The sequence below is a fragment of the Nocardioides ultimimeridianus genome, assembly GCF_054777895.1.
The window spans coordinates 135,203-158,525 of record NZ_BAAHAB010000020.1 but is presented as its reverse complement, the minus strand read 5'-3'; the positions used below and the strand labels follow the sequence as shown (position 1 = coordinate 158,525).

Sequence of the window (23,323 nt, the reverse complement as noted above, 5' to 3'; positions counted from 1 at the left end):
CCTACCCCGCCTCGAGCGGACTCCAGAACGCCGAACGCACGTCGACCTTCCCGGACGGGAGGGTCGGCGTGCGTTCTTCTTCGTAGTGCGCCCGTGCGCGCTCCCCGTGGCTCGGCGGGAGCGAGCCGTCGGCGCGGATCACCCGCCACCACGGCACCGGAGCTCCGTGGAGTGCCATCACCGAGCCGATCTGACGCGGCCCGCCACCGACGGCGTCGGCGAGCGCGCCGTACGTCGTGACCCGGCCGGGCGGGATCCGCTCCACGAGCTCGAGCACCCGCTCGACGTACTCCTCCTGCACGGGACTGTTCTACCCGAGAACGCGAGAGGGCCCCACCGCGAACGGTGAGACCCTCTGCTTTGCTCCCTCGTCGGCGATGCACGCTTCGAAGTTTCACGCGGCCGCCCCCACGACGGACCGCGCTCTGCCCTTCCCAACGAGACTCGCGCGCGGGTGTTACGCCCTCAGTACGCCGGCTGGCTCGGGTCGATCTGGTTGACCCAGGCGACCACGCCGCCGCCGACGTGCACGGCGTTGTCGTAGCCCGCACCCTTGACCACCGCGAGGCACTCGGCCGAGCGCACGCCCGACTTGCAGTGCAGCACGATCTGCTTGTCCTGCGGCAGCTGCTCGAGGGCGTTGCCGTTGAGGAACTCGCCCTTGGGGATGAGGACCGAGCCGGGGATCTGGTTGATCTCGTACTCGTTGGGCTCGCGCACGTCGATGAGGACGAAGTCGCGGGTGCCCTCCTCGCGCTCCTTGAGCATGTGCTCGAGCTGCACGACCGAGATCGTCGAGTCGGCGGCAGCGTCGGCAGCCTCCTCGGAGACCGCGCCGCAGAAGAAGTCGTAGTCGATGAGGTCGGTGACGGTCGGGTTCTCGCCGCACAGCGCGCAGTTGGGGTCCTTGCGGACCTTCAGCTTGCGGTACTCCATCTCCAGCGCGTCGTAGATCATCAGCTTGCCGACGAGCGGCTCGCCGATGCCGGTGAGCACCTTGATGGCCTCGTTGACCTGGATCGAGCCGATCGAGGCGCAGAGCACGCCCAGCACGCCGCCCTCGGCGCACGAGGGGACCATGCCCGGCGGCGGCGGCTCGGGGTAGAGGCAGCGGTAGCAGGGAGCGCCCTCGACCTGCTTGGGCGCGAACACGCTGGCCTGGCCGTCGAAGCGGTAGATCGAGCCCCAGACGTACGGGATGCCCAGGAAGTACGCCGCATCGTTGACCATGTAGCGCGTCGCGAAGTTGTCGGTGCCGTCGACGATCAGGTCGTAGCCGGAGAAGATCTCCTTGACGTTGTCGTTGTCGAGGCGCGTGTTGTGCACGATGACGTTGACCAGCGGGTTGATCTCCGCGACCGACTCCTTGGCCGACTCGGCCTTCGGGCGGCCGATGTCGGACTGGCCGTGGATGACCTGGCGCTGCAGGTTCGACTCGTCGACCTCGTCGAACTCCACGATGCCGAGCGTGCCGACGCCCGCGGCGGCCAGGTAGAGCAGCGCGGGGCTGCCGAGACCACCGGCGCCGATCACGAGCACCCGGGCGTTCTTCAGCCGCTTCTGGCCGGCCATGCCGACGTCGGGGATGATCAGGTGGCGGCTGTAGCGACGTACCTCGTCGATGGTCAGCTCGGCGGCCGGCTCGACCAGCGGGGGGAAGCTCACGGTGTTCTCCTGCTCGGGGACTCTCGGTTGTCACGGGCGTCAACGCCCTGCGGCAGCGGCGTGTTCCCGACCTGTCCATGGTGGCAGGCGGGGGCGACACGACAAGTCGGTCCATCCCGTCATCCGGACGTGGTGCGGTGGCGAGTAGGGTTCGGACGTGGTCAGGGAGTCGTACGACGTCGAGGCGGGCCGGTCACGTGCCGTGCGCCTGCCGCGGCGCGAGCGCCGTGAGCAGCTGATGGCGGCCGCGCTCGAGGTGTTCGTCGCCAACGGCTACCACGCCGCCGCCATGGACGACATCGCCGAGCGCGCGGGCGTCTCCAAGCCGGTGCTCTACCAGCACTTCCCCGGCAAGTTCGAGCTCTACCTCGCGCTGCTCGACACCTCCTGCGACGCGATCATCGACAACTGCCGCACCGCGCTGGCCTCCACCCAGGACAACGAGCAGCGCGTACGCGCCACCGTCGACGCCTTCTACGCCTACGTCGAGCACGACACCGGCGCCTTCCGCCTGGTCTTCGAGTCCGACCTGACCAACGACCCGGCCGTGCGCGAGCACCTGGAGCGCGTCACCATCGAGTGCGCCGACGCCGTGGCAGCGGTCATCCAGGAGGACACCGCACTGCCCGCACCCGCGGCCCGCCTGCTCGCCGCATCGCTGGTGGGAATGGCGCAGGTGAGCTCGCGGTTCTGGCTCTCCGACAGCGCAGGGATCAGCCGCGATCAGGCGGTCGCACTGGTGTCCGCACTGCTGTGGCGCGGCATCGGCGGCTACCCGCTCGAGCACGGCGACCACACCACCGACTCAAGTTCTGCACCAACCGAGGAGAGATGACATGACCGTCGAGGTCAAGATCGGCGTCCAGAACGTCGCCCGCGAGCTGGTCGTCGAGACCGAGGAGACCAACGAGGCGATCGCCGCGGCGCTCAAGACGGCGATCGACTCCGACGGCGTCTTCTCGCTCACCGACGCCAAGGGCAAGGTCACCCTCGTCCCCACCGCGAAGCTCGCCTACGTCGAGATCGGCCGCAGCGTGGCCGGGCAGGTCGGCTTCCGGAGCTGACGCTCCGCAACTGCGCGCGGCGGACACCGCGTCGCACTACAGTGGAAGCATGAGCAATCGGTCGTACGAGTACGCGCGCCTGTGGGTGCCGCTCTACGACACCGCTGCGCTCGCGGTCACGCGGCCGGTCTACCTGATCGAGGCCGGGGACGGGTTCGAGGGCTTCGTGGCCGAGAAGAACACCACCCTGGTCAGCCTGTTCAACGACCTCGGGCACCGCGGCTGGAAGATCGAGTCGTCGCCGCAGCGCGTCTCGAACCCCTCCCCCGAGCTGCAGCTGCTCGTCGACGCCACGCTCGACGAGATCGACGGCGGCAGCTCGCACGAGGCGCTCGCCTCGGCCCACCCGGTCGCGGAGTACGACGTCTACGGGATGCGCCGCCGGGACTGACCCGTCCCCCCCGCCGTACCGACAGGAGTGCCCCATGGTTGCCAGCCGATCCGCGCGCGAGAGGAAGGCCGGCGTCGAGGCCGGCCCGCTGGCGCGGGTGCGGATCGACCTGGGCGCTGACGAGCGGTTCGTCTACAAGATCACCTGCACCGAGTGCGAGGTGAAGGGTCGCCGGCAGTGGTCGGCGTACCGCCCCGGCGAGGACAACGGCTACATGGCGGCCATGGACCGCTGGATCCTGCACCTGGAGGAGCGGCACCGCGGGACCGAGGCGCCGTGCCTCGCCTACCTCGCGGCCGCCCAGGAGCGCCTGCAGCAGCGTCGCGCCCAGCGCGAGCACCGCGGCCACGGCCCGGCCTGAGCTCCGGCAACACACCGGGACCTGCCGCCGCGGACCCTCAGGTCGCCGGCATTTCTTCCGATCAGGCCCTTCGGGCGGACGTTCTCGCTATTCCGCATCGTCGATGCCGCATTCGTGCGACCCTCGGACCTCACCTTCCTTCGAAAGGCTTCTCGTGAAGATTCGCACGTCTCTCGGGGCCGGCATCGCTGCCGCCGCCGTGGCCTCCACCGTCATCGGGGTGGCCACGCCCGCGCTGGCCACGCCCGCGACCTGGAGCACCCCGGTCGGCACCGCCGGTACCCAGACGGCGGGGATGGCCGTCTCCAGCGATGGATCGACGGCGTACGTCGTCGCCGGCGGCGGCCCTGACGGCCTCTCCGTCACCCCGGTCGACCTGAGCACCGGGCTCGCAGGGTCGCCCGTGACGTTCCCGGCGTCGTACGCCGTCGGCACTCCGGTCGCGAACGGCGACACGGTCGCGATCGCGGCCAACAGCAACGAGGTGTGGACCGTGAGCGGTGGCCAGGCAACGGCGATCACCCTCCCCGACGGCACGGACGCGGGCATCTCCATCAGCGGCGTGACGACGACCGTCGATGGCTTCGTCGCCCTCGGCACGGCCGGCAACTGCCTGGCGACCTGGACCTGGGCCGCGGCCGACACAGCCGCGATCGAGAGCGCACCGGTGTGCACCGACGGCCACGTCTACACGGCCTCCTCCATCATCACCACCGACCCCACGTCCGGCACCGCGTTCGCCGTCGTCGACGACATCGGCGACTCTGTGACCCGACAGCTGTGGAACCTCGACCAGCCCGACGGTGCGCCGATCGACCTCCCGGCCGGCCTCGGCGGGGCGATGGGGATGACGATCGGCTCCGACGGCACCGTGTACATCGCCGGGTCGGGCATCGATGACAGTGAGACCCAGGTCGCGAGCGTCCACCCGGGCGACCCGGCCGCGGACACCCTCCAGGCGACCGGCGCCGTCCCCACCGGCTGGACCCAGGTCGGCGTGGTCGGCAGCGACCTGTGGCTCGGCGCATGGGGCGGGATCAGCGTCGTCGATCCGGCCGACACCACCTACACGCCGGATGCTCCTGCTCCGGTGCTGACCACGAGCAGCGGCGCACCGCAGAACTTCATCACCACCGCCGACGCGGACTACCTGCTGCTGTCCTCGGACAACGACCTCGCCGGTGCCCCCGCCCTGATCCAGGTCGTCGCCCCGTCGGCCCCGACCCCCACCGCCACGCTCAGCGGCACCACCGCGACCGTGGCCTGGGACGCCGCCGAGAACGGCGGCACCACGATCACCTCGGCGAGCGTGACGGCCATCGACACCGCCACCGGCACCCCCTTCAAGACGGTCACGACCACGTTCGACGGCGTTGACGGCTACCTCGACGGCACCGCCGCGACGGTGGACGTGAGCGGCCTGGTCCGCGGCCACAGCTACACGTTCGCCGTGACCCAGGGCAACGGCTTCTTCACCGGTGCGGCGGCGGCGACCAGCGCGGTCGATGTCCCGCTCCTGGCGACCGCCAAGCCGTCGAAGGTCGCCGTCACCGGCAGCCCGCAGGTCGGCAGGAAGCTGACGATCACGACCACCGGCTCGTGGCAGTCCGGTGCGGCCCTCACCTACGCCTGGTACGCCGGCACGACGAAGGTCGGCACGGCGGCGTCGTACACGCCCAAGGCCGCTGACGCGGGCAAGAAGATCAAGGTCGCGGTCACCGGGACGGCCTCCGGCCGAGCCCCGTCGACGGTCACCTCGGCGTACGTCGGCCCGGTCACCAAGCCGGTCTACAAGGTGCCGAACAAGCCCACCATCACCGGCACGGCGAAGGTCGGCAGCATCCTGACCGCACACATCACGGGCCTGCCCGCCGGCGCCGTCGTGAAGTACCAGTGGGCGTTCAACGGGGGTCAGTACGGCGGCGCCATCGGCCGCCCGACGACCTCCACTACGCTGAAGGTCCCCGCCTCGGTGAAGGGCACCCGGATCGAGGTCATCGCCTTCGTGACGGTGCCCGGGTACCAGACCGGGTCGGCGATGAGCGGGCTCACCGCCGTCGTCAAGTAGATCGAGCAGGTCAGCTCGTCATCAGGTCGCCCAGGTCCTCGATCCGCTCGAGGACCTGGGCGGGCGAGAACTGCTCCAGGCCCAAGGGGTCCTCGGCGCCCGCGCCGACCTCGTCCCAGGTGACGGGCGTCGCGACCTGGGGGCGGGGCGTGGCGCGCAGGGAGTAGGGCGCGACGGTGGTCTTGGAGCCGGAGTTCTGCGACCAGTCCAGGAACACCTTGCCGTGCCGGCGGGACTTGGTCATGGTGGCGGTGACCAGCTTGGGGTGCGCGGTCTCGAGTCCCTCCGCGAGCTCCTTGGCCAGCGCGGTCGCGTCGTCCGGGGGGATCGGCGAGGCCAGCGGCGCGTAGAGGTGCAGGCCCTTGCTGCCGCTGGTGACGGGGAGTACGTCGAGGTCGCGCTCGGCCAGCAGGTCGCGCGCCAGCAGGGCCACCTGGCAGCACTCGTGCAGGCCGGCGGGCTCGCCCGGGTCGAGGTCGATCACGATCCGATCGGCGCCCAGCGGCTCGCCCGCGTCCGAGACCGTCCACTGGTGGACGTGCAGCTCCAGCGCGGCCAGGTTCGCCGCCCACATCAGCGCCGGCAGCGACTCGATGATCGGGAACTCGATGGTGTCGCTGCCGCGGGCCTGCGCGCGCGAGCCGGTCGTCGGCACCGTCGCCGTACGGATCCAGGACGGGGTGCCGCGCGGCTTGTTCTTCTCGAAGAAGCTCTCCCGACCGACCCCGTGCGGCCAGCGGATCCGCGTCACCGGCCGCGCCGCCAGCCGCGGCAGCAGCGCCGGCGCCACCCGGGCGTAGTAGTCGAGCACCTCGCCCTTGGTGAAGCCGGTGTCGGGGTACAACACCTTCGCCAGGTTGGTGAGCTTGAGGTGACGCCCCTCGACGTCCACCCAGGTCTCGGTCATCGCAGGTCCTCCGGGGTCAGGTCGATCCGGACGCCCTGGTACGACGGCTGCCGCAGCCGGCCCTGGGAGCCGATCCCGAGCGACTCGATGTCGACCACGATCCGTGGCTCGACCCAGGTGGTGCCGAGCGTGTCGGCCCTCGGCAGCGCCTCCACGAACGGGCTCGTCGGTCTGGCCAGTCCGGCCAGCTGCTCGGCGAGCCGCGCGCCCGCCTTCCCTGCCAGCCCGGACCCGACCCGGCCCAGGAACGCGAGCCCGCCCTCGGTCGGCCTGCCGACCAGGATCGCGCCCAGCCGGTTGCCGGTGGTGTCCTTCTCGGGACGCCAGCCCCCGACGACGTACGACTCGCGGGGCCGGTGCGGGAACTTCAGCCAGTCGCGGCTGCGCACGCCCGGCCGGTACGGCGCCGAGCGCAGCTTCGACACGATGCCCTCCAACCCCTGGTCACGGGTCGCGGCGAGCAGCATCTCCCCGTCGTCGTACGTCGGAGGCACGACCCACTCCTCGTCGCCGAGGTGCAGCGCGTCCAGCCGGGCACGGCGCTCGGACCACGGCAGCGGCATCAGGTCCTCGCCGTCGAGGGTGAGCAGGTCGAAGACGAAGAGGCGGCCCTGCCGGGCGGCACCGGGGCCGCGCTCGCCCAGGTTGACCAGCTCGGCGTCCAGGGTCATCGCGTGCCCGAGCGCGCCGAGATCGGCCAGGTGCGGCACGGGGACCTCGTTGGCGTTGCGGGTGAACGCACGCACCTCGCCGGGGGTGACGGTCACGATGGCGCGGATGCCGTCCCACTTGACCTCGTGCACCCAGTCAGCGCCCGCAGGCACCCGGTCCCCCTTCGTGGCGAGCATGGGTCGAACGAACGGCATGCTGTCCATCCTGTCGGATACCGTGAGGACATGCGTGCGATCTGGAAGGGCGCGGTCTCGTTCGGGCTGGTCAGCGTGCCCGTGAAGCTCTACTCGGCCACCGAGAGCCACGACGTGTCCTTCCGTCAGGTGCACGAGAAGGACGGCGGCCGGATCCGCTACCAGCGCATCTGCTCGGTCGACGGCGAGGAGGTGCCCTACTCCGAGATCGCCAAGGGCTATGAGACCGAGGACGGCGAGATGGTCGTCCTCACCGACGACGACCTGCGCGACCTGCCGCTGGTGGCCTCCCGCGAGATCGCGGTGGAGAAGTTCGTGCCCGCCGAGCAGGTCGACCCGATGATGTTCGAGAAGGCCTACTACCTCGAGCCCGAGTCGACCGGCGCCAAGCCCTACGCGCTGCTGCGCGAGGCGCTGATGGAGGCCGGCCGGGTCGCGGTGGTGACCGTGGCGCTGCGCCAGCGGAGCACGATCGCGCTGCTGCGCGTGCACCAGGTGCCGAAGGGCGAGCCGGTGATCGTGCTGCAGACGCTGCTGTGGCCCGACGAGATCCGGGTCCCCGACTTCACCATCGACACCGGCGAGGTGAAGCCGGCCGAGCGGAAGATGGCGAGCACGCTGGTCGAGACGCTGTCGGGCGACTTCGACCCCGAGGAGTTCGAGGACCACTACGCGGAGGCGGTCCAGGCGGTCGTGAAGGCGAAGATCGAGGGCGGCGAGGTCCAGCGGACCGCCACCTCGACCAAGACCGGTGGCGAGGTCGTCGACCTGCTCGCCGCGCTGCAGCGCTCGGTCGAGGCGGCCAAGACCGCGCGCGGCGAGGCGCCCGCGAAGCCCGCGAAGAAGGCGCCCGCCAAGAAGACCGCGGCGAAGAAGGCCGCCAAGAAGGCGCCGGCCAAGAAGAAGGCCGGCTGAGTGGGCGATCGCCCGCGCGTGCACGTGACCTTCCCGCCACCGGGAGCCGTGCCCGACGAGATCCGCGCGCTGCCGTGGGACGCCACCATGGCCGAGCGCCCCGACACCCCGCGCGACCAGGTGCTGCGTGACATCGCCGGCTGCGACGCCGTCATCGCCCGGCTGACCGACCGGGTCGACGCCGAGCTGCTCGACGCCGCGGGGCCGCAGCTGAAGGTGGTGGCCAACTACGCGGTGGGCTTCGACAACATCGACCTCGAGGCGGCACGGGCCCGCGGCGTCCGCATCACCAACACGCCCGGCACGCTCGACGGGGCGACCGCCGACCTCACCATGGCGCTGGTCCTGGCCACGGCCCGGCGGGTCGCCGAGGGCGACCGGTTCATCCGGGCCGGACGGCGCTGGGAGTGGAGCCCGACCTTCTTCGCCGGCCTCGACCTCAGCGCCGGCGCCACCCTCGGCATCGTCGGCCTGGGCCGGATCGGCCTGGCCGTCGCGCGGCGCGCGCTCGCCTTCGACATGCGCGTGATCGCGACCCCGACCCGCTCCCACGCCGCCGAGGCCGCCGAGCTCGGCATCGAGCTGATGCCGCTGGATGACCTGCTGCGCGCCGCGGACGTGGTGAGCCTGCACTGCCCGCTCACCACCGAGACCCGGCACCTGATCGGCGCCCGCGAGCTCGCCCTGATCGGCCCGGACGGCATCCTGGTCAACACCTCCCGCGGCCCCGTCGTCGACGAGGCCGCGCTGGTCGAGGCGCTGCGCAGCGGCGCCCTCGGCGCCGCCGGGCTCGACGTGTTCGAGCACGAGCCTGCCGTGAGCCCCGGGCTGGTGGACCTGGAGAACGTCGTGCTCGTCCCCCACATCGGCAGCGCCGCCGGCGCCACCCGGGAGGCCATGGCCCGCCTCGCGGTGGCCAACGTCGCGGCCGTGCTGGACGGGCGCGAGCCGCCGACGCCGGTCGTCTAGGCCGGGCCGCGACGTACGGACAGCACTGCGTCGCGCAGCTGCAGTCGCGTGCCCTCGACCAGCTCCAGGGTGCTGCCGGGCTGCAGCAGGAAGCTCTGCCCGCCCGGGTAGGCCACCGGCCAGGAGAAGTCCGAGGTGTTGTGCAGCCCCCAGCGGTCCGGCGCCTGGGGGTGCCGGAGCACCTCGCCGATGATCACCGGGTTGTCGACGCCCGAGGTGAGGTGGTCGGCGCGGAGGGTCGTCCGGTCGCCGACCGCGACCACCCGGCGCCCGATCTCCATCACGTACGCCGGCGCGAGGGGCGCATCGCACTGCCAGCAGGCCACCGGGTCGGGGCCGGGTGTCCAGAAGTTCGTCGTACCGCAGGCCGGGCAGGGGAGCATGCCGTCGCGGAGCCGGTCCAGCGCGCGGATCCACTGTCCCTCGGTGACCCGCACGGCCGGCCGGTCCAGGCCGTCCACGAACGCCTGCACGAACAGGTCACGCACGAACTGCGGGTAGATCCGCCAATAGCGCTGGACGATCTCGGCCGGCGCGTTCTCGGTGCGCTCGGGGTGCAGGCAGAACAGCGGGTCGGTCCCGAAGTGGGTCATCAGCCACTGGGCGTCGCGCATGCCGGCGTCGGTCCGCGCGCCCTCGAGCGGGTGCCCGAGGAAGAGCGCGTAGAACAGCAGCACCGCCAGCGAGTGCCGGTCGGTGTCGGTGTTCGGCAGGGTCTGGTAGGTCAGGTCGCGGACGACCTCGGGCGCCATGAAGTACGGCGTCCCGAGCACCCGGCTCGAGCCGTTGTCGATGCCGACGTTGTCGACGTCGCAGACCAGCACGTCGCCGGTCGACGGCTCGAAGAAGACGTTGCCGAAGGAGATGTCGCGGTAGCAGAGCCCGCGGGCGTGCAGCCGCAGGAAGCTGAAGCTCAGCTGGCGGCACAGCTCGATGATCGCCGCGAACGAGACGTCCAGCGGCCGGCCGTCGCGATCGGCGTTGAGCAGCAGGTAGCTCAGCTCGAGGTAGCGCTGGTTGCGCAGGTTCATCACGTAGCCGAAGCTCGGCTGCCCACCGACCCGCGCCATGCTGAGCGGCCACAGGAACCGCCGGTGCGGGGAGCCGATCTCGACGAGCTGCTGCATCTCGTCGTACTGCTCGGGGGTGGCGCTCTCCGGCTTGTACCACTTCAGCGCCAGCGGCTCGCCGCTCTGGCGCTGGACCTCGAAGACGTAGCCCTGGCCGCCCTGACCGAGCAGGCGCGTCACCCAGGCGTAGCCGAGCGGACCCAGATCGACGCCACTGCCTTCTGCGAGAACCATTTGCGCGACAATCTATATCCTCGGACCTGTGGAGGGTGACCATGAGTGATCGCTTGGGCGGTGCGCTGACGCGCAAGCCGCTGCACTTCGTCTTCGTGCTGGATGTGTCGGGCTCGATGCTCCGCGGCGGGCGGATCCAGGCCCTCAACAACGCGATCACCGAGGTCCTCCCCCAGCTGCGCGACGAGGCGCGGGCCAATCCGCACGCCGAGCTGCTGGTGCGGGTGCTGGCGTTCGCCAACGAGCCACGCTGGGTCATCGAGGAGCCCACGCCGGTCGACCAGGTGCACTGGGAGCGGCTCGAGGCGGTCCCGCGCGGGTTCACCGAGCTCGGCAGCGCACTCGTCACCTTGACCAAGGCCCTCGACGAGATCGACGCCTCGGCGAGCGCCTTCCCGCCGGCGATCATCCTGGTCTCCGACGGTCGGCCGACCGAGAGCTCCGGCGTCACCTTCGCCGACGGCCTGCAGACCCTGCTGAGCAACCGCTGGGGCGCGACCGCGGTCCGCCTGGCGCTCGGGGTCGGGCGGGACGCCGACATGAACGCGCTGCGCCGCTTCATCGGCGACGAGGACATCCCGCTGCTGCGCGCCGACAACCCCGAGCAGCTCGTCGAGTACATCGTCTGGGCCTCCAAGGCCGCCTCCAAGGTGGCCTCCCGCCCGGTCGTGGGCCAGGGCGGCGTCACGAGCGTGCCGCCCTCCCCGGGCGGCGAGCCGATCTGGAGCACGCTGGGATGAGCGACAGGCCGATCGAGAGCGTCGGGGCGCCGGCCGTGGCGACCATCGACCGCGGGGCGGCCCGTCCGCCGCGCTGGGTGCCGACCGCCGCGACCACCATCGGCTCGGTGCACGTCCGCGACGGCCTGCCGCTGCAGGACGCCGTGCTCACCTGGGCCGACGCCGACCGCACGGTCATCGCGGTCGCCGACGGGCACGGGCACCACGCCCACTTCCGCAGCGACGTCGGCGCCTCGCTGGCGGTCGCCACCGCCGTGGAGGAGGTACGCCGGGTCCTCGGCGAGCTGACCGAGGTGGAGCTGGCCGCCGACGTGGTCCGCCGCGCGTGCGCCGCGATCGTGTCCTCGTGGACGGCGCGGGTCCGCGAGCACATCGCCGGCCATCCGTTCACCGACGAGCAGCGTGCTGTCGGAGCCGACGCCGACCCGCTGCGCCCCTACGGCAGCACCCTGCTGGTCCTGGCGGTCAGCGGTGACGTGCTGGTCGTCGCCCAGATCGGCGACGGCGACGCGGTCCTGGTCGACAGCCGCGGCGAGGCCTTCCGGCCGCTGCCCGACGACCCGTTCCACGACGGCGTGCACACCAACTCGCTGTGCCAGACCGACCCGATGGCCTCGCTGCACCTCGCCGTCTACGACACGGCCGTCGAGGACATCAGCCTCGGCTTCCTGTGCACCGACGGCTTCGGCAAGTCACGCGCGTCGGGCGACTGGTGGCAGCAGACCGGTCAGCAGCTGTGGGAGTACTCCCGTGAGCACGGCCTGGGCTGGGTCTCCGAGCACCTGCCCGGCTGGCTGGCCGAGCCCGCCCGGGTGGGCGGGGACGACACGACGCTGGCGCTCGTCGTACGCAATCAGTAGCTCTCGGCGAGGGCCTTGGTCCACCACGCGTCGACCAGCGCGGTGTCGCTGCCCTTGGTGTAGGCGGTCGCCCAGCAGGCACAGCCGCTGTAGTGCCAGTCCCAGAAGCCGATCGTGTACGCCTTGCCGCCGTCGCGCTCGACGTAGGTGTAGCGGGCGCCGCCCTCGAGGTAGTCGCGCGAGTCGGTGAACACCCAGCGCGGGCCGGCGCCACGGGTCGAGGCGGCCTGGTACTGGGTCTGGTAGTAGTCGCGGTAGTCGACGTCCTCGGCCCGGGTCGCGAACCGGCCGAACGAGACGCCGATCAGGCTGCCGCGGAAGCGCACCTTGCAGTACAGCTCCTCGGTCTCGCCCTTGGCGTAGATCGGGCTCGGCTTGCACACCGACTCGTCGTCGATCCAGTAGCCGAGGAACCGGTCGAGCATGGAGTTCACGACCCCGGTCGGCGGGCCCACGGGGGCGTCGGTCTTGCGGAAGAGCGCCTCGACGGCCGACAGCTTCACGCCGTCGTCGCCCGACAGGGTCGCGGACTGCAGATCGGTCTCGGTGTCCCAGTAGACGAGGGCGGGCGTGTCGCTGCTGCTGTCGATCTCCGGGTCGTAGGAGTAGTACGCCGCGGTGCCGGCGTTGTTGGTGAGCGAGCCGCGCTGGCGGTCGAGCCGCTGGTGCCGCTCCTTCTTCAGCGCGCCCAGCGACTCGTAGGTGGTCAGCTGCAGCGTGCCGCTCGGGGTGGTGCAGGAGACCGCCTCGGACTCGCCGGTCGCCGGGTCGAGGGCGGTGCAGTCGCTGATGCCCGCGGAGATGTTGCTGCCCAGGCCGGCGTAGCGCTGCTGGATCCCGGCGGCGCTCAGGTCCGCCGGGCCGCTCGGGTCGTCGGTCGGCTTGTCGGGCGAGTCACCGCCACTGGTCGCGACGACGACGCCCACCACTCCCCCGGCGACGAGCAACAGTGCGAGGGCACCGCCGATCCACAGCGCCTTGCGGGACCTGCGGGGCGCGCCCGGGCCACCCGGGCCGCTCGGCGCGTACGACGCGGCGGGGGTGGGCCAGGCCGCCGGGGGCGACTGCACCGGCGGGGGCGGAGGGCCGGCCGGGCTGTTCCTCGGCGGCACCGGCGAGAACGCGGGCGCCGGCGGGGGCGGCGGAGCCTGGGGCGGGGACATGATCGGGGCGACCGGGGACAGCGGCGGCGGCACCGGGCTCTGCAGCGGCTGGCCGGAGGGCGGCGCGAACGGACTCGGCGCCCGCTGGGACCGGTAGCGCACCACGACCGCCTCGGGGACCCGCCCGACGGCGTACCCCAGCACGGCGGCGGCCCAGGAGCCGGACGTCGCGTCGTCGCCGCCACGCTCGCGTGCGAGCCGCGCACCGCTCTCCTCGACCGCACGCGCCGGGTCGGCACCGCCGTCGATCATCTGGGTGAGCCCGCTCAGGACATCGAAGCGCACGGCGTCGACGAGCAGGTTGATCTCGCCCGGGGAGGCCGCGGACTCGTCGAGGACGTCGTCGAGCATGCCGCGCAGACCGGCGGGGTCGCCGAGCACCCCGGCGCCGTACGTCGTGACGAGGTCCTTCAGCGTCTGGTGCAGTTCCACGAGTCCCGTCTCCCCCAACGGCAGGCATGCGAAACGGGAGGTCCGCCGCGGGGCTCCATCCCCGCGTCCCGAGTCACGACAGCAGGGAGCGTACCGCCCGCAGTCCGACCGAGACGCGGGCGAGGTCGGCGTCCTCGTCGGAGCAGACGTCCCCGAGCAGCGTCGCCGCGCGCTCCAGATCGGCGGCGTGACGCGACTCCCAGGCGGCCACCAGCTCCACCGAGTCGGTGTCGGCCGGGCTGTCCGCGTCGGCGAGCAGCTGGGCGGTGAGCTCGGCGTGCACGGCGTGCAGGTCGTCGCGCAGCGCGGCCCGCGCCATCGTCTGCCACTGGTCGGCCCGCGGCAGCCGCACGATCCGCTGCTGCAGCACCGGCAGCCCGAGTCGCTCGCCCACCGCGAAGTGGACCCGCGCCACCAGGTCCGGTGCGAGGTCCTGCGCCCGGGCGATGTCGACGACGTGGAGCAGGGCGTAGCCCACCTCGAAGCTGGCCGCGCGTCCCGCCATCTCCTCCGGTACGCCGGCGGCGACCCACGTGGCCCGCCGCTCGTCGTACGCGCTCAACTCGCGGCCGGACAGCAGCTCGGGCAGCTGCGGCAGCGTCGCCTGCACCGGACCGGCGAAGTGGTCGACGGTCTCCTGGCTGTCGGCGCCGCGCCGGTGGGTGAGCAGCCACCGCGACGCGCGCTCGACCAGGGTGCGCATCTCGACCCGCAGCCGGGTCTGCACGCCCGCGTCCAGCACGTTGTCGAGCTCGGCCACCTCCTGCCGCCACGGCAGCGAGGCGTAGATCTCGCGGGCGACGAAGTTCGCGCGGGTCAGGTCGGCGACGTCCGCGCCGGTCTCGGCCGCGAGCCGCGGCCAGTAGGTCATGCCGGCGCCGTTGACCAGGTCGCCGACGACCTGGGTCACGATGATCTCGCGGCGCAGCGGGTGGTCGGCGATCTGCTCGGCGTACCCCTCGCGGATGGCGGAGGGGAAGTAGCCGATGAGGTCCTGCTCGAGGTAGGGGTCCTCGGGCAGGTCGGTGGCGAGCAGCCGGTCGGCGAGCACCAGCTTGGTGTAGGACATCAGCACCGCCAGCTCCGGCTGGGTGAGCGCCCCGCCGGCCTCGATCCGCCGGGCGACCTCCTTGCTGTCGGGCAGCGCCTCGAGCTCGCGGTCGAGCAGGCCCTCGCTCTCCAGCTGGCGCATCCAGTGCTCGTGGACGTGCAGCAGGCTCGGCGCGTTCTTCGCGGCGTTGGCCAGCGCCGTGTTCTGGTCGGCGTTGTCGCGCAGGACCAGGTCGGCCACCTCGTCGGTCATCGAGGCGAGCAGCGCGTTGCGCTGCTTGGTCGTCAGGTCGCCACCGGCCACCACCCGGTCCAGCAGGATCTTCAGGTTGACCTCGTGGTCGGAGGTGTCCACACCGGCGGAGTTGTCGATGAAGTCGGTGTTCACCCGGCCGCCCGCCTCGGCGTACTCGATCCGGCCGCGCTGGGTCAGGCCGAGGTTGCCGCCCTCGCCGACCACCCGTGCGCGGAGAGCGCCGCCGTCGACGCGGATCGCGTCGTTGGCCTTGTCGCCCACCTCGGCGTTCGTCTCCGAGCGGGACTTGACGTAGGTGCCGATGCCGCCGTTCCACAGCAGGTCGACCGGGGCCAGCAGGATCGCGTGGATCAGGTCGTTCGGCGTCATCTTCTCGACCGACTCGTCGATGCCGAGGGCCGCGCGGATCTGCGGGGTCAGCCGGATCGACTTGGCGGTGCGGGGGAACACGCCGCCGCCCTCGGAGATCAGGTCCTTGTCGTAGTCCTGCCAGGAGGAGCGCGGCAGCTCGAAGAGCCGCTTGCGCTCGGCGTACGACGCCGCGGAGTCGGGCTCGGGGTCGATGAAGATGTCGCGGTGGTCGAACGCGGCGACCAGGCGGGTGTGCTCCGAGCAGAGCATGCCGTTGCCGAACACGTCCCCGGACATGTCGCCGACGCCGACGGCGGTGAAGTCCTCGCTCTGGCAGTCGATGCCGAGCTCGCGGAAGTGGCGGCGTACCGACACCCAGGCGCCGCGGGCCGTGATGCCCATCGCCTTGTGGTCGTAGCCCACCGAGCCGCCCGAGGCGAACGCGTCGCCCAGCCAGAAGCCGTAGTCGGCGGCGACCGCGTTGGCGATGTCGGAGAAGGTCGCCGTGCCCTTGTCGGCAGCGACCACGAGGTAGGAGTCGTCGCCGTCGTGGCGCACGAGGTCGGTCGGCGGCACCGTCTCGCCGTCGACCAGGTTGTCGGTCAGGTCCAGCAGACCGCGGATGAAGGTCTGGTAGCAGGCCACGCCCTCGGCCAGCCACGCGTCGCGCTGCCCCGGGTCGGGCAGGCGCTTGGCGTAGAACCCGCCCTTCGCGCCGACCGGCACGATCACGGTGTTCTTCACCATCTGCGCCTTGACCAGGCCCAGGATCTCGGTGCGGAAGTCGTCGCGCCGGTCCGACCAGCGCAGGCCGCCGCGGGCGACCGCACCGAAGCGCAGGTGCACGCCCTCGACACGCGGGGAGTACACGAAGATCTCGAAGCGGGGCCGGGGCTCGGGGAGGTCCGGGATGACCGACGGCTCGAGCTTGAGGCTCAGGTAGTCCTTGTACCGGCCGTCGAGGGTCTGGAAGTGGTTGGTGCGCAGGGTCGCCCGGATCAGGGTCAGGTAGGACCGCAGGATCCGGTCGTGGTCGAGGCTGACCACCTCGTCGAGAGCGCGCTCGATCCGCTCCACGACGGCCTGCTGCTCGTGCTCGCGCGTGTCATCGGACCGGGCCGGGTCGAACCGGGTCTCGAACAGCCGCACCAGCAGCCGCGCCAGGTCGACGTTGTCGGCCAGCCCGGTCTCAATCGACTCGGTCGTGAACGGGCTGCTGCCCTGGCGCAGGTACGCCGCATAGGCCCGCAGCACCGTCGCCTGGCGCCAGTCGAGACCGGCGCGCAGCACCAGCCGGTTGAAGCCGTCGGTCTCGGCCCGCCCCTCCCACATCGCGCGCAGGGCGTCGGTGAACGCGGCCCGCGCGCTGTCGGCCAGACCGCCGGGGCAGCGCAGGCCGAAGTCGTAGACGAACGTGCGGCTGGGCAGGCCGGAGAGCTCGTGCGGTCGCTCGTCGAGCACCTCCACGCCGAGCGAGGTCAGCATCGGCAGCACGCCGGACAGCGAGATCGGCCCACCGACCCGGAAGACCTTGAGGCGCACCTCGTCGGCGGCGTCCACGTCGGCGTACACGGCGAAGTCGATGCCCTCCTCGCCGCCGAGGTCCTCGATCCGGCCGATGTCGGCCGCGGCCGCCCGCGGGTCGAAGTCCTCCTTGTAGGACTCGGGGAAGGCGTCGGCGTACCGACGGACGAGGGTGGCCCCCGCCTGTTCGCCGTACGCCGCATCGACCGCGTCGGCGAACCCGTCGTGCCAGGAGCGGCTGGCCTCGAGCAGCGAGCGCTCCAGGTCGGCCGTGCCGATGTCGTCGGGCAGCAGCCGGCCGACGGGCATCCGCACCACGAAGTAGACGCGGGCGGTCGCCGACTCGCTGATCGAGACGTGGAAGTCCACCGAGGACGCGTCGAAGCGCTCCCCCAGGATGCGCTGGAAGCGCTCGCGGACGGCGGTGTTGTAGCGATCGCGCGGCAGGTAGGCCAGCACCGACAGGTAGCGGCCGTAGGTGTCGCGGCGGATCAGCACCCGGACCGCACGGCGCTCGCGCGCCTGCATCGCCGCCTCGACCAGGTCACTGAGCTCGGTCGCCGGGGTGTGGAACAGCTCCTCGCGCGGGTAGCCCTCGATCGTGTCGATGAGCGCGCTGCCGTCGTGGCTGCGCGGGTCGAGGCCGCTGCGGCGCACGATCTCGTCGACCTTGGCCCGCACCACCGGGGTCTCCAGCACCGACTCGGTGTAGGCCGAGCTGGTGAACAGGCCCAGGATGCGGCGCTCGCCGATCACCCGGCCGTCCTCGGCGAACAGCTTGACGCCGACGTAGTCGAGGTAGCCGGCGCGGTGGACGGTCGCCCGGGCGTTGGCCTTCGCCAGCACCAGCAGGGTCTTCTCAGTCGCCTTCTCCCGCACCGCGTCGGGCATGCGTACGGCGGCGCCGGTGCTGTCGGTGTCGCGCAGGATGCCCAGGCCGCTGCCGGCCACGGGCTGCAGGCAGGTGTCGTCCTCGGTGAGCAGGTACTCGCGGTAGCCCAGGAACGTGAAGTGCTCGTCGATCAGCCAGCCGAGCAGCTCGGTCGCCTCGTGCACCTCCTCGGCGGAGACCGGCGGCGGGCTCTCGGCGAACTCCTCGACCACGGCGCCGACCTTGGCGAGCATCAGCGGCCAGTCCTCGACGGCGGCGCGCACGTCGCACAGCACCCGGGTCAGGGCCTCGGTGAGCCGCGCGGCCTCCTCGGCGTCGACGCGGCCGATCTCGAGGTGCATCCACGACTCGCGCTGCCCGGGGTGCTCGCGACTGTCGAAGGTCGGGTGCAGCAACAGCGGCAGCGAGTGCCGGTTCTCGGTCAGGTGCAGGGCCACCGAGTCGACCAGGAACGGCATGTCGTCCACGACGATCTCGACCACGCTGTGCCCGTCGGCCGACCAGCCGTGCTCGGCGACAGTCGGGGTGAAGACCCGCACCTTCGCCTCGTGGGGTCTCCGGTCGGCCGCCCAGTGCCAGTGGGACGCGAAGGCGTCGTACAGGTCGATCGGCGTACGCCGTGCGAGCTCGTCGGTCGAGGCGTGGTGGAAGTAGTCCCGCAGCAGGTCGAGCAGCTGGTCGCGGGGCGGCCCTCCGCTCGTGCCCCCTCGTCCGGGGCGCGCCGCATCGGCTGCCTCGGTCAGGATCCGGCCGCGCTCCCCGAGGGTCGCCTGTTCTCCCTGCGTCGTCGTTGACACGCCCCCGACGCTACCCGTCGCGCGGGGCGTGTTCCACGCGGGGCGGGTCCCAGATCGGTCACGGTCAGGGAGCCTGCGCGTACGCCGGGTACGGCGCCGCCTGCGCGAGGTCCACCTGGACCGGCGTGACCGGGAAGGACCAGTCCGCGCATGCCCAGTCCGCGAACGGGATGGTGTTGTCGGTGACGCTGCTGTCCAGGCCGCCGTAGAGCGTGACGGCGTCGTCGTACGCCGCCTTCGCCTGCGCATACGTCGTGTCGCCGGTGCCGGGGTCGGTCACCGTCGCGAGGGCGGACAGCCCGCCGGGGGTCCCGGTGGACCCGAGCCAGACGTTGCTGCCGGTGACGGCGGTCGTGCCGAAGGGGTTGCTGCAGCCGGTCGTGCCCGCCACATCGATCGCCTTGGTCGTGTTCGCGAACTCGACATTGCTGAGTGTGGTCGGATCCTGAGGATCAGTGAAGGTGCCGACCGCTCGGAGGCCACCGCCCCGGAGGACGGCGTTGCTGACGGACACGTGCGCCCCTGGATGCCAGGAGATGCCGTCCCACTGCTCGACCGAGCCGGGTCCTTCGCCGGCAACAGCCAGGCCCACCCGGTTGTCCTCGTCGCTGCTCAGCACAGCCGGCTGCGTCGTGGTGCCTGAGATCGTGAGACCGCCCGCGACGTCCAGAGTCCCGAGCCCGCTGAACTTGAGTGCTCCCGATCCCACAGTGGTGCTCGCGCCGGCTGAGATGGTGACCGTTCCTCCCACGACTGGAGTCAAAGCGACCGGTTGCCCAGCGGGCCACTCACCAGTCGGGTTCCACTCACCCGGACCGGTCGGCCACGCGCCGTCAGCATCGATCGTGACGGGTGCGTAGCTGGTCTCGGGTCCTGCGAGGGAGAGCTCGAGATACCCAGCATCGGTCGCGGTGTTGCCGTGCAGGTCATCGAGATCGACCGACATTCCGCCGAGAGCGATCGCCCAGACCGTGTTGGTGAACGTGTTGTCGGCGATGCGCGGATGATTGCCTCCGTAGAGCACCACGCCTTCGCCGTCGGTGACGTGCGAGTGCGTGACGGACACCGACCCGATTCCGAAGACCCCGGCGTTGTTGTGCTCGAGATCTGAATCCGTGACCGAGAGGGTGGTCCCCTCCACCGCAGAGAAGAAGCCCGCGTCGGCATACCTGATCGACGCGTGGTGCGCGTCGATCTGCCCACCCGCGCCACCGATGCCGCCCCAATCGCCCGCCGCCGGAGAATGCGCTCCCGCCCCGGCCTTTCCGCCGACGCTGTCATCGGCTACGGACGTCAACAGGGCTGGGGCTGCGTCGGTGCCCTGGAGGTCGAGGGTGCCCTCGACGGAGATGGTGGCCTCGCCTGCGGCCTTGACGACCCCGGGGCCGATGGTCAGGGTGGCGCCAGGAAGCACCTCGAGTGCCGGTCCCCCCAGCACGGGTGTCAGCACCGCGGGATCTGTTGCCGTCCCAGCAGTCGGGGATTCGGGACCGGTGGCCAGTTGGCCGTCGACGTCGACCGCACCCGCATAGATCGCCCACACGCTCGCGGCGTTGGAGTATCCGACGTTGTCGTGGATCTGATCCGGCGCGATGGTCGACCGAGAGAGGGAGATAGGCCATTGCAGGTCGTGGAAGAGGTTCGATGTCAACGTCGGGTGCGACGCGGTGAGCCACACCCCCGTCGTACCGCCGACAAACTCGGAGTTCGTGACCGAGACCTCGGTAGAACCGTGGCTGACCACGCCCTGAGCGTCGTTGCCGAAACGGGAATGATCGATGACGAGCCGGCCACCTGGGCCGGCCGCATCGGTCTCGACATCGACACCCGACCCGGCCCCGGTGATGAATGCATGGGTCAGCGAGATGTCGGGGGCACCCGAGGCGGAGATGCCGCTCCAACGCAGGCCGCCGCTCTTGGCACGTAACCGGACCGGAGCTTCAGAAGTACCTCGGACGTCGAGGGATCCCTGGACGTCGATGCGCGCGAATTGTCCCGCGAACAGCGTGGCGCCCGCTCCGATCTCGAGCGTCGACCCGACCGGAATCGTCATCTGGCAGTCGAGCTCGTGCTGAGAACCCGGGCTCCAGGTCGTCGTACCGGCAGGCAGGGCCACACAGCGCTGTTGGGGAATGCTGATCGGAACGAGTCGGGGCCGGGTCACCATCGCCTGGTGCCCACGCCACCACGGAGCGCGCACCCTGATGTGCAGAGCGGTGGGATGGCTCGGTGCACGGAGAATGAATCGGTAGTGACCGAACCTGGTCGTGTGTGACCAGCTGCGGCGCGTTCCGTCGATGATCAACACGACGGGGCGACGCACCGGAACCGGCATCCGCCCGCTGATGGTGTACTGCTGGCCGAGCACCGGCCACCTGGGCGAGAGGGTCGGGGCGGGGACGAGCCGGGTGCGCACGACCGACAGCAGGTGCCGCCCGGTGAGTGCTTCTGGTGCACCACTCGCCTGGGCCGACGGCCCCGACATCAAGGGCAGCAGCACCGCCAGCAGCGCGCCGACCAGCAGGCCGGCGTACCTCACGCTCCGAGACATCCCACTCCCCCTCGCTCCCGACCGCACGGTATGTCAGCCCGCTCGCGCCCGCTGGGGAATCGCTTGGAATGATGGGGCCATGGCGACCCGGCTGCTGCACGAGATGGTCTACGACGCCCCCGCGCAGGAGGTGGCGGCGATGCTGTCCGACCCCGCGTTCCGCGAGGAGGTGTGCCGCAACCAGCGCGCGGTGACCTACGACGTGAGCATCGAGGGCGACGTGAACGCCAAGCAGGTGCGCATCGAGATGGCGCAGCCGACCGAGCGGGTGCCGTCGTTCGCGAAGAAGTTCGTCGGCGCGACCACGACGGTCCTGCAGACCGAGTCGTGGAGCAGCCCCACCCACGGCGACATCAACGTGACGATCCCCGGCAAGCCCGGCGAGATGGTCGGCACCGCGATCCTGGTCGAGAAGGACGGCGTGACCACCGAGACCGTCGACCTCCAGGTCAAGGTCAAGATCCCGCTGGTCGCCGGCAAGCTCGAGGAGCTCATCGTCAAGCTGCTGACGAGCGCCCTGAAGGCCGAGCAGCGGACCGGGGTCGACTGGCTCAGCCGGTAGGCCCGTCCGGCTCCTCCGGTGACGCCGTCTGCTCCTCAGCGAGGGCGGCCGCACGGTCCTGGCGCGCCCGGATCCAGATGGCGATGCCGAGGATGACGAACGGGCCGATCGCGAAGACCAGCACGAGGACGCGCTCGTAGGGGTGCAACGCCCCCAGGTGCAGGGCGATCATGCGTCCGTCGTGCTCCTGCCCCGGGGCGCCTGCTCGCGGGAGTCCGAGGACACGTCGACCAGCTCCTCCAGCGCCTCGCGCAGGCAGGTCGCCAGGAGCTCCGCGTCCGGGACCCAGTCACGGTCCGCGGTGATGCCGTAGAACACGCCGCCGTCGTACGACGTCACGCCGATCGACAGCGGATGGCCGGGCAGCAGCGGCGGGACGGGGTAGCTGGCGACCATCTTGGCGCCGGCGGCGTACAGCGGCGACTGCGGGCCGGGGACGTTGGTCACCGACAGCTGGTAGCCGCGGCGCAGCTCGTGCGAGGCGACCCGCGACCCGATCGCGTGGAAGGTGGTCGGCGCGAAGCCGGCGACGCCGGCGAGCCGGTTGGCGGCCACGCTGCGGCCGGTCTCCTTGTGCGCCTGGAAGGAGTAGGAGACCTGGTGCAGTCGCACCACCGGGCTCGCCTCACCGATCGGCAGGTCCACGAAGTGCGCGGCGATCTGGCTGCCGAGCGACGTCGCCTCGAGCTCCTCGTCGATGACGGAGACCGGCACCAGCACGCGCACCTGGCGCAGCCCGCCCAACGACTCCGCACGCGTCATCAGCCACGCGCGCAGCCCGCCGGCGATCGTGGCCAGGATGACGTCGTTGACCGTGCCGCCGTGCGCGGCCCGCACCCGGCGGTAGTCCTTGAGGCAGGTCTGCAGCGCGACGACCCGCCGCTGCTGCGACAGCCCGCCGCTGATCGGGGTGCCCTTCTTGCCGGCCCGGTTGGCCAGCGCCCCCGCGAACGCCTTGGTACGACGGGTGCCCTGGTCGGTCAGCCGCGCGACCGCGCGACCCCGGGTCCGCAGCGTGTCCAGGATGACCTCCGGGGAGGTGATCGTGTCCTCGACCGCGCCCAGCAGCAGCTGGGTGGGGCTCGGCGCGCGGTGCGGCTCCCAGTCGTCGGAGTCCAGCAGCCGCGGCTCGGGCGAGGGGTCGAGCAGGAGCTGGCCCAGGTCGACGGTGTGGATGCCGTCGACGAGTGCCTGGTGGGTCTTGGACAGCAGCGCCACGCGGCCGCCCTCGAGACCCTCGATGAAGTACATCTCCCACAGCGGCTTCGTCCGGTCCAAGGGCCGCGACACGATCCGCGAGGCCAGGTCCATCAGCTGCTCGTGGTTGCCGGGCCGCGGCAGGGCGGAGCGACGTACGTGGAAGGTCAGGTCGAAGGACTCGTCGTCGACCCACACCGGGTTGGCCAGATGCGCGGGCACCGTCATCAGCCGCTGCCGGTAGCGCGGCACGAACGCGAGCCGGTCGCCGATCAGCGTCAGCAGCCGGCGGTAGTCGAAGGCGTCCTCGCCGTCGCCGGGCTCGAACACCTCGATCGTCGCGTTGTGCAGCGGCGTCTCGGCCGTCTCCTCGGTGAGGAAGGCGAGGTCTCGCCGGCGTACCCGGTCCACCACGGCCGACCACCTCCGAATCTCAGG

Annotated in this window: 20 protein-coding genes; 10 read left to right on the top strand and 10 right to left on the bottom strand. The window is 71.5% G+C overall.

Going from position 1 to position 23,323, the window contains the following annotated elements; genetic code table 11:
- Position 1: 1 nt before the first annotated feature.
- Positions 2–301, bottom strand: a complete 300-nt coding sequence (locus tag ACYU8V_RS17750; RefSeq protein WP_460849228.1) for an MGMT family protein — start codon at positions 299–301, stop codon at positions 2–4.
- A 164-nt stretch (positions 302–465) separates the two neighbouring features.
- A complete protein-coding gene (gene moeZ, locus ACYU8V_RS17745; RefSeq protein WP_460849227.1) occupies positions 466–1,665 on the bottom strand; it encodes an adenylyltransferase/sulfurtransferase MoeZ in 1,200 nt (399 codons plus the stop codon).
- Between the two features lie 157 nt (positions 1,666–1,822).
- Between moeZ and ACYU8V_RS17740 the strand changes: the two genes are divergently transcribed.
- The 5 genes from ACYU8V_RS17740 (at position 1,823) to ACYU8V_RS17720 (ending at position 5,549) form a co-directional block, all read left to right on the top strand.
- Entirely contained in the window at positions 1,823–2,500 is a 678-nt protein-coding gene (locus ACYU8V_RS17740; protein WP_460849226.1) for a TetR/AcrR family transcriptional regulator, read from the top strand.
- Position 2,501: 1 nt separating this feature from the next.
- Complete coding sequence (locus ACYU8V_RS17735; protein WP_460849224.1) at positions 2,502–2,729, top strand: DUF3107 domain-containing protein; 228 nt, start codon at positions 2,502–2,504, stop codon at positions 2,727–2,729.
- A gap of 49 nt (positions 2,730–2,778) precedes the next feature.
- A complete protein-coding gene (locus ACYU8V_RS17730) occupies positions 2,779–3,120 on the top strand; it encodes a hypothetical protein (RefSeq protein WP_460849223.1) in 342 nt (113 codons plus the stop codon).
- Positions 3,121–3,154: 34 nt separating this feature from the next.
- Positions 3,155–3,481 carry a hypothetical protein gene (locus ACYU8V_RS17725; RefSeq protein WP_460849222.1) on the top strand — a complete coding sequence of 109 codons (327 nt, stop codon included), beginning with the start codon at positions 3,155–3,157 and terminating at the stop codon, positions 3,479–3,481.
- Between the two features lie 154 nt (positions 3,482–3,635).
- Positions 3,636–5,549 (top strand): hypothetical protein, encoded by a 1,914-nt coding sequence (locus ACYU8V_RS17720; RefSeq protein ID WP_460849221.1) that lies wholly within the window; start codon positions 3,636–3,638, stop codon positions 5,547–5,549.
- Positions 5,550–5,559: 10 nt separating this feature from the next.
- On the opposite strand, the gene ligD is transcribed toward ACYU8V_RS17720, so the two are convergent.
- Both ligD and ACYU8V_RS17710 read right to left on the bottom strand, forming a co-directional pair.
- Positions 5,560–6,456, bottom strand: coding sequence for a non-homologous end-joining DNA ligase (gene ligD, locus ACYU8V_RS17715; RefSeq protein WP_460849220.1), 897 nt, complete (start codon positions 6,454–6,456; stop codon positions 5,560–5,562).
- Positions 6,453–7,322 carry an ATP-dependent DNA ligase gene (locus ACYU8V_RS17710; RefSeq protein WP_460849219.1) on the bottom strand — a complete coding sequence of 290 codons (870 nt, stop codon included), beginning with the start codon at positions 7,320–7,322 and terminating at the stop codon, positions 6,453–6,455. The genes ligD and ACYU8V_RS17710 overlap by 4 nt, the downstream gene beginning before the upstream one ends.
- 30 nt (positions 7,323–7,352) lie before the next feature.
- Between ACYU8V_RS17710 and ku the strand changes: the two genes are divergently transcribed.
- Both ku and ACYU8V_RS17700 read left to right on the top strand, forming a co-directional pair.
- On the top strand, positions 7,353–8,237 hold the full coding sequence (gene ku, locus ACYU8V_RS17705; RefSeq protein WP_460849218.1) for a non-homologous end joining protein Ku: 885 nt from the start codon (positions 7,353–7,355) through the stop codon (positions 8,235–8,237).
- Complete coding sequence (locus ACYU8V_RS17700; RefSeq protein ID WP_460849215.1) at positions 8,238–9,206, top strand: 2-hydroxyacid dehydrogenase; 969 nt, start codon at positions 8,238–8,240, stop codon at positions 9,204–9,206.
- On the opposite strand, the gene ACYU8V_RS17695 is transcribed toward ACYU8V_RS17700, so the two are convergent.
- Positions 9,203–10,510: a protein kinase domain-containing protein gene (locus ACYU8V_RS17695; RefSeq protein WP_460849213.1), complete on the bottom strand. Its 1,308-nt coding sequence runs from the start codon at positions 10,508–10,510 to the stop codon at positions 9,203–9,205. The genes ACYU8V_RS17700 and ACYU8V_RS17695 overlap by 4 nt on opposite strands.
- A gap of 41 nt (positions 10,511–10,551) precedes the next feature.
- On the opposite strand from ACYU8V_RS17695, the gene ACYU8V_RS17690 reads away from it, so the two are divergent.
- Complete coding sequence (locus ACYU8V_RS17690; RefSeq protein WP_460849212.1) at positions 10,552–11,250, top strand: vWA domain-containing protein; 699 nt, start codon at positions 10,552–10,554, stop codon at positions 11,248–11,250.
- Complete coding sequence (locus ACYU8V_RS17685) at positions 11,247–12,110, top strand: protein phosphatase 2C domain-containing protein (RefSeq protein ID WP_460849211.1); 864 nt, start codon at positions 11,247–11,249, stop codon at positions 12,108–12,110. The genes ACYU8V_RS17690 and ACYU8V_RS17685 overlap by 4 nt, the downstream gene beginning before the upstream one ends.
- On the opposite strand, the gene ACYU8V_RS17680 is transcribed toward ACYU8V_RS17685, so the two are convergent.
- The 3 genes from ACYU8V_RS17680 to ACYU8V_RS17670 form a co-directional block, all read right to left on the bottom strand.
- A complete protein-coding gene (locus ACYU8V_RS17680; RefSeq protein WP_460849210.1) occupies positions 12,104–13,705 on the bottom strand; it encodes a hypothetical protein in 1,602 nt (533 codons plus the stop codon). The two genes, ACYU8V_RS17685 and ACYU8V_RS17680, sit on opposite strands and share 7 nt — an antisense overlap.
- A gap of 73 nt (positions 13,706–13,778) precedes the next feature.
- On the bottom strand, positions 13,779–18,575 hold the full coding sequence (locus tag ACYU8V_RS17675) for an NAD-glutamate dehydrogenase (RefSeq protein WP_460849209.1): 4,797 nt from the start codon (positions 18,573–18,575) through the stop codon (positions 13,779–13,781).
- A gap of 64 nt (positions 18,576–18,639) precedes the next feature.
- Positions 18,640–20,943 carry an autotransporter outer membrane beta-barrel domain-containing protein gene (locus ACYU8V_RS17670; RefSeq protein ID WP_460849207.1) on the bottom strand — a complete coding sequence of 768 codons (2,304 nt, stop codon included), beginning with the start codon at positions 20,941–20,943 and terminating at the stop codon, positions 18,640–18,642.
- Positions 20,944–21,205: 262 nt separating this feature from the next.
- Between ACYU8V_RS17670 and ACYU8V_RS17665 the strand changes: the two genes are divergently transcribed.
- The gene (locus ACYU8V_RS17665) at positions 21,206–21,688 is read left to right on the top strand and encodes a DUF2505 domain-containing protein (RefSeq protein WP_460849205.1); all 483 of its coding nucleotides are present in this window, start codon (positions 21,206–21,208) and stop codon (positions 21,686–21,688) included.
- Here ACYU8V_RS17665 and ACYU8V_RS17660 read toward each other — a convergent pair.
- Positions 21,678–21,860: a hypothetical protein gene (locus ACYU8V_RS17660; RefSeq protein WP_460849204.1), complete on the bottom strand. Its 183-nt coding sequence runs from the start codon at positions 21,858–21,860 to the stop codon at positions 21,678–21,680. The two genes, ACYU8V_RS17665 and ACYU8V_RS17660, sit on opposite strands and share 11 nt — an antisense overlap.
- Positions 21,857–23,299 (bottom strand): WS/DGAT/MGAT family O-acyltransferase, encoded by a 1,443-nt coding sequence (locus ACYU8V_RS17655; RefSeq protein WP_460849203.1) that lies wholly within the window; start codon positions 23,297–23,299, stop codon positions 21,857–21,859. The genes ACYU8V_RS17660 and ACYU8V_RS17655 overlap by 4 nt, the downstream gene beginning before the upstream one ends.
- Between the last annotated feature and the right edge of the window lie 24 nt (positions 23,300–23,323).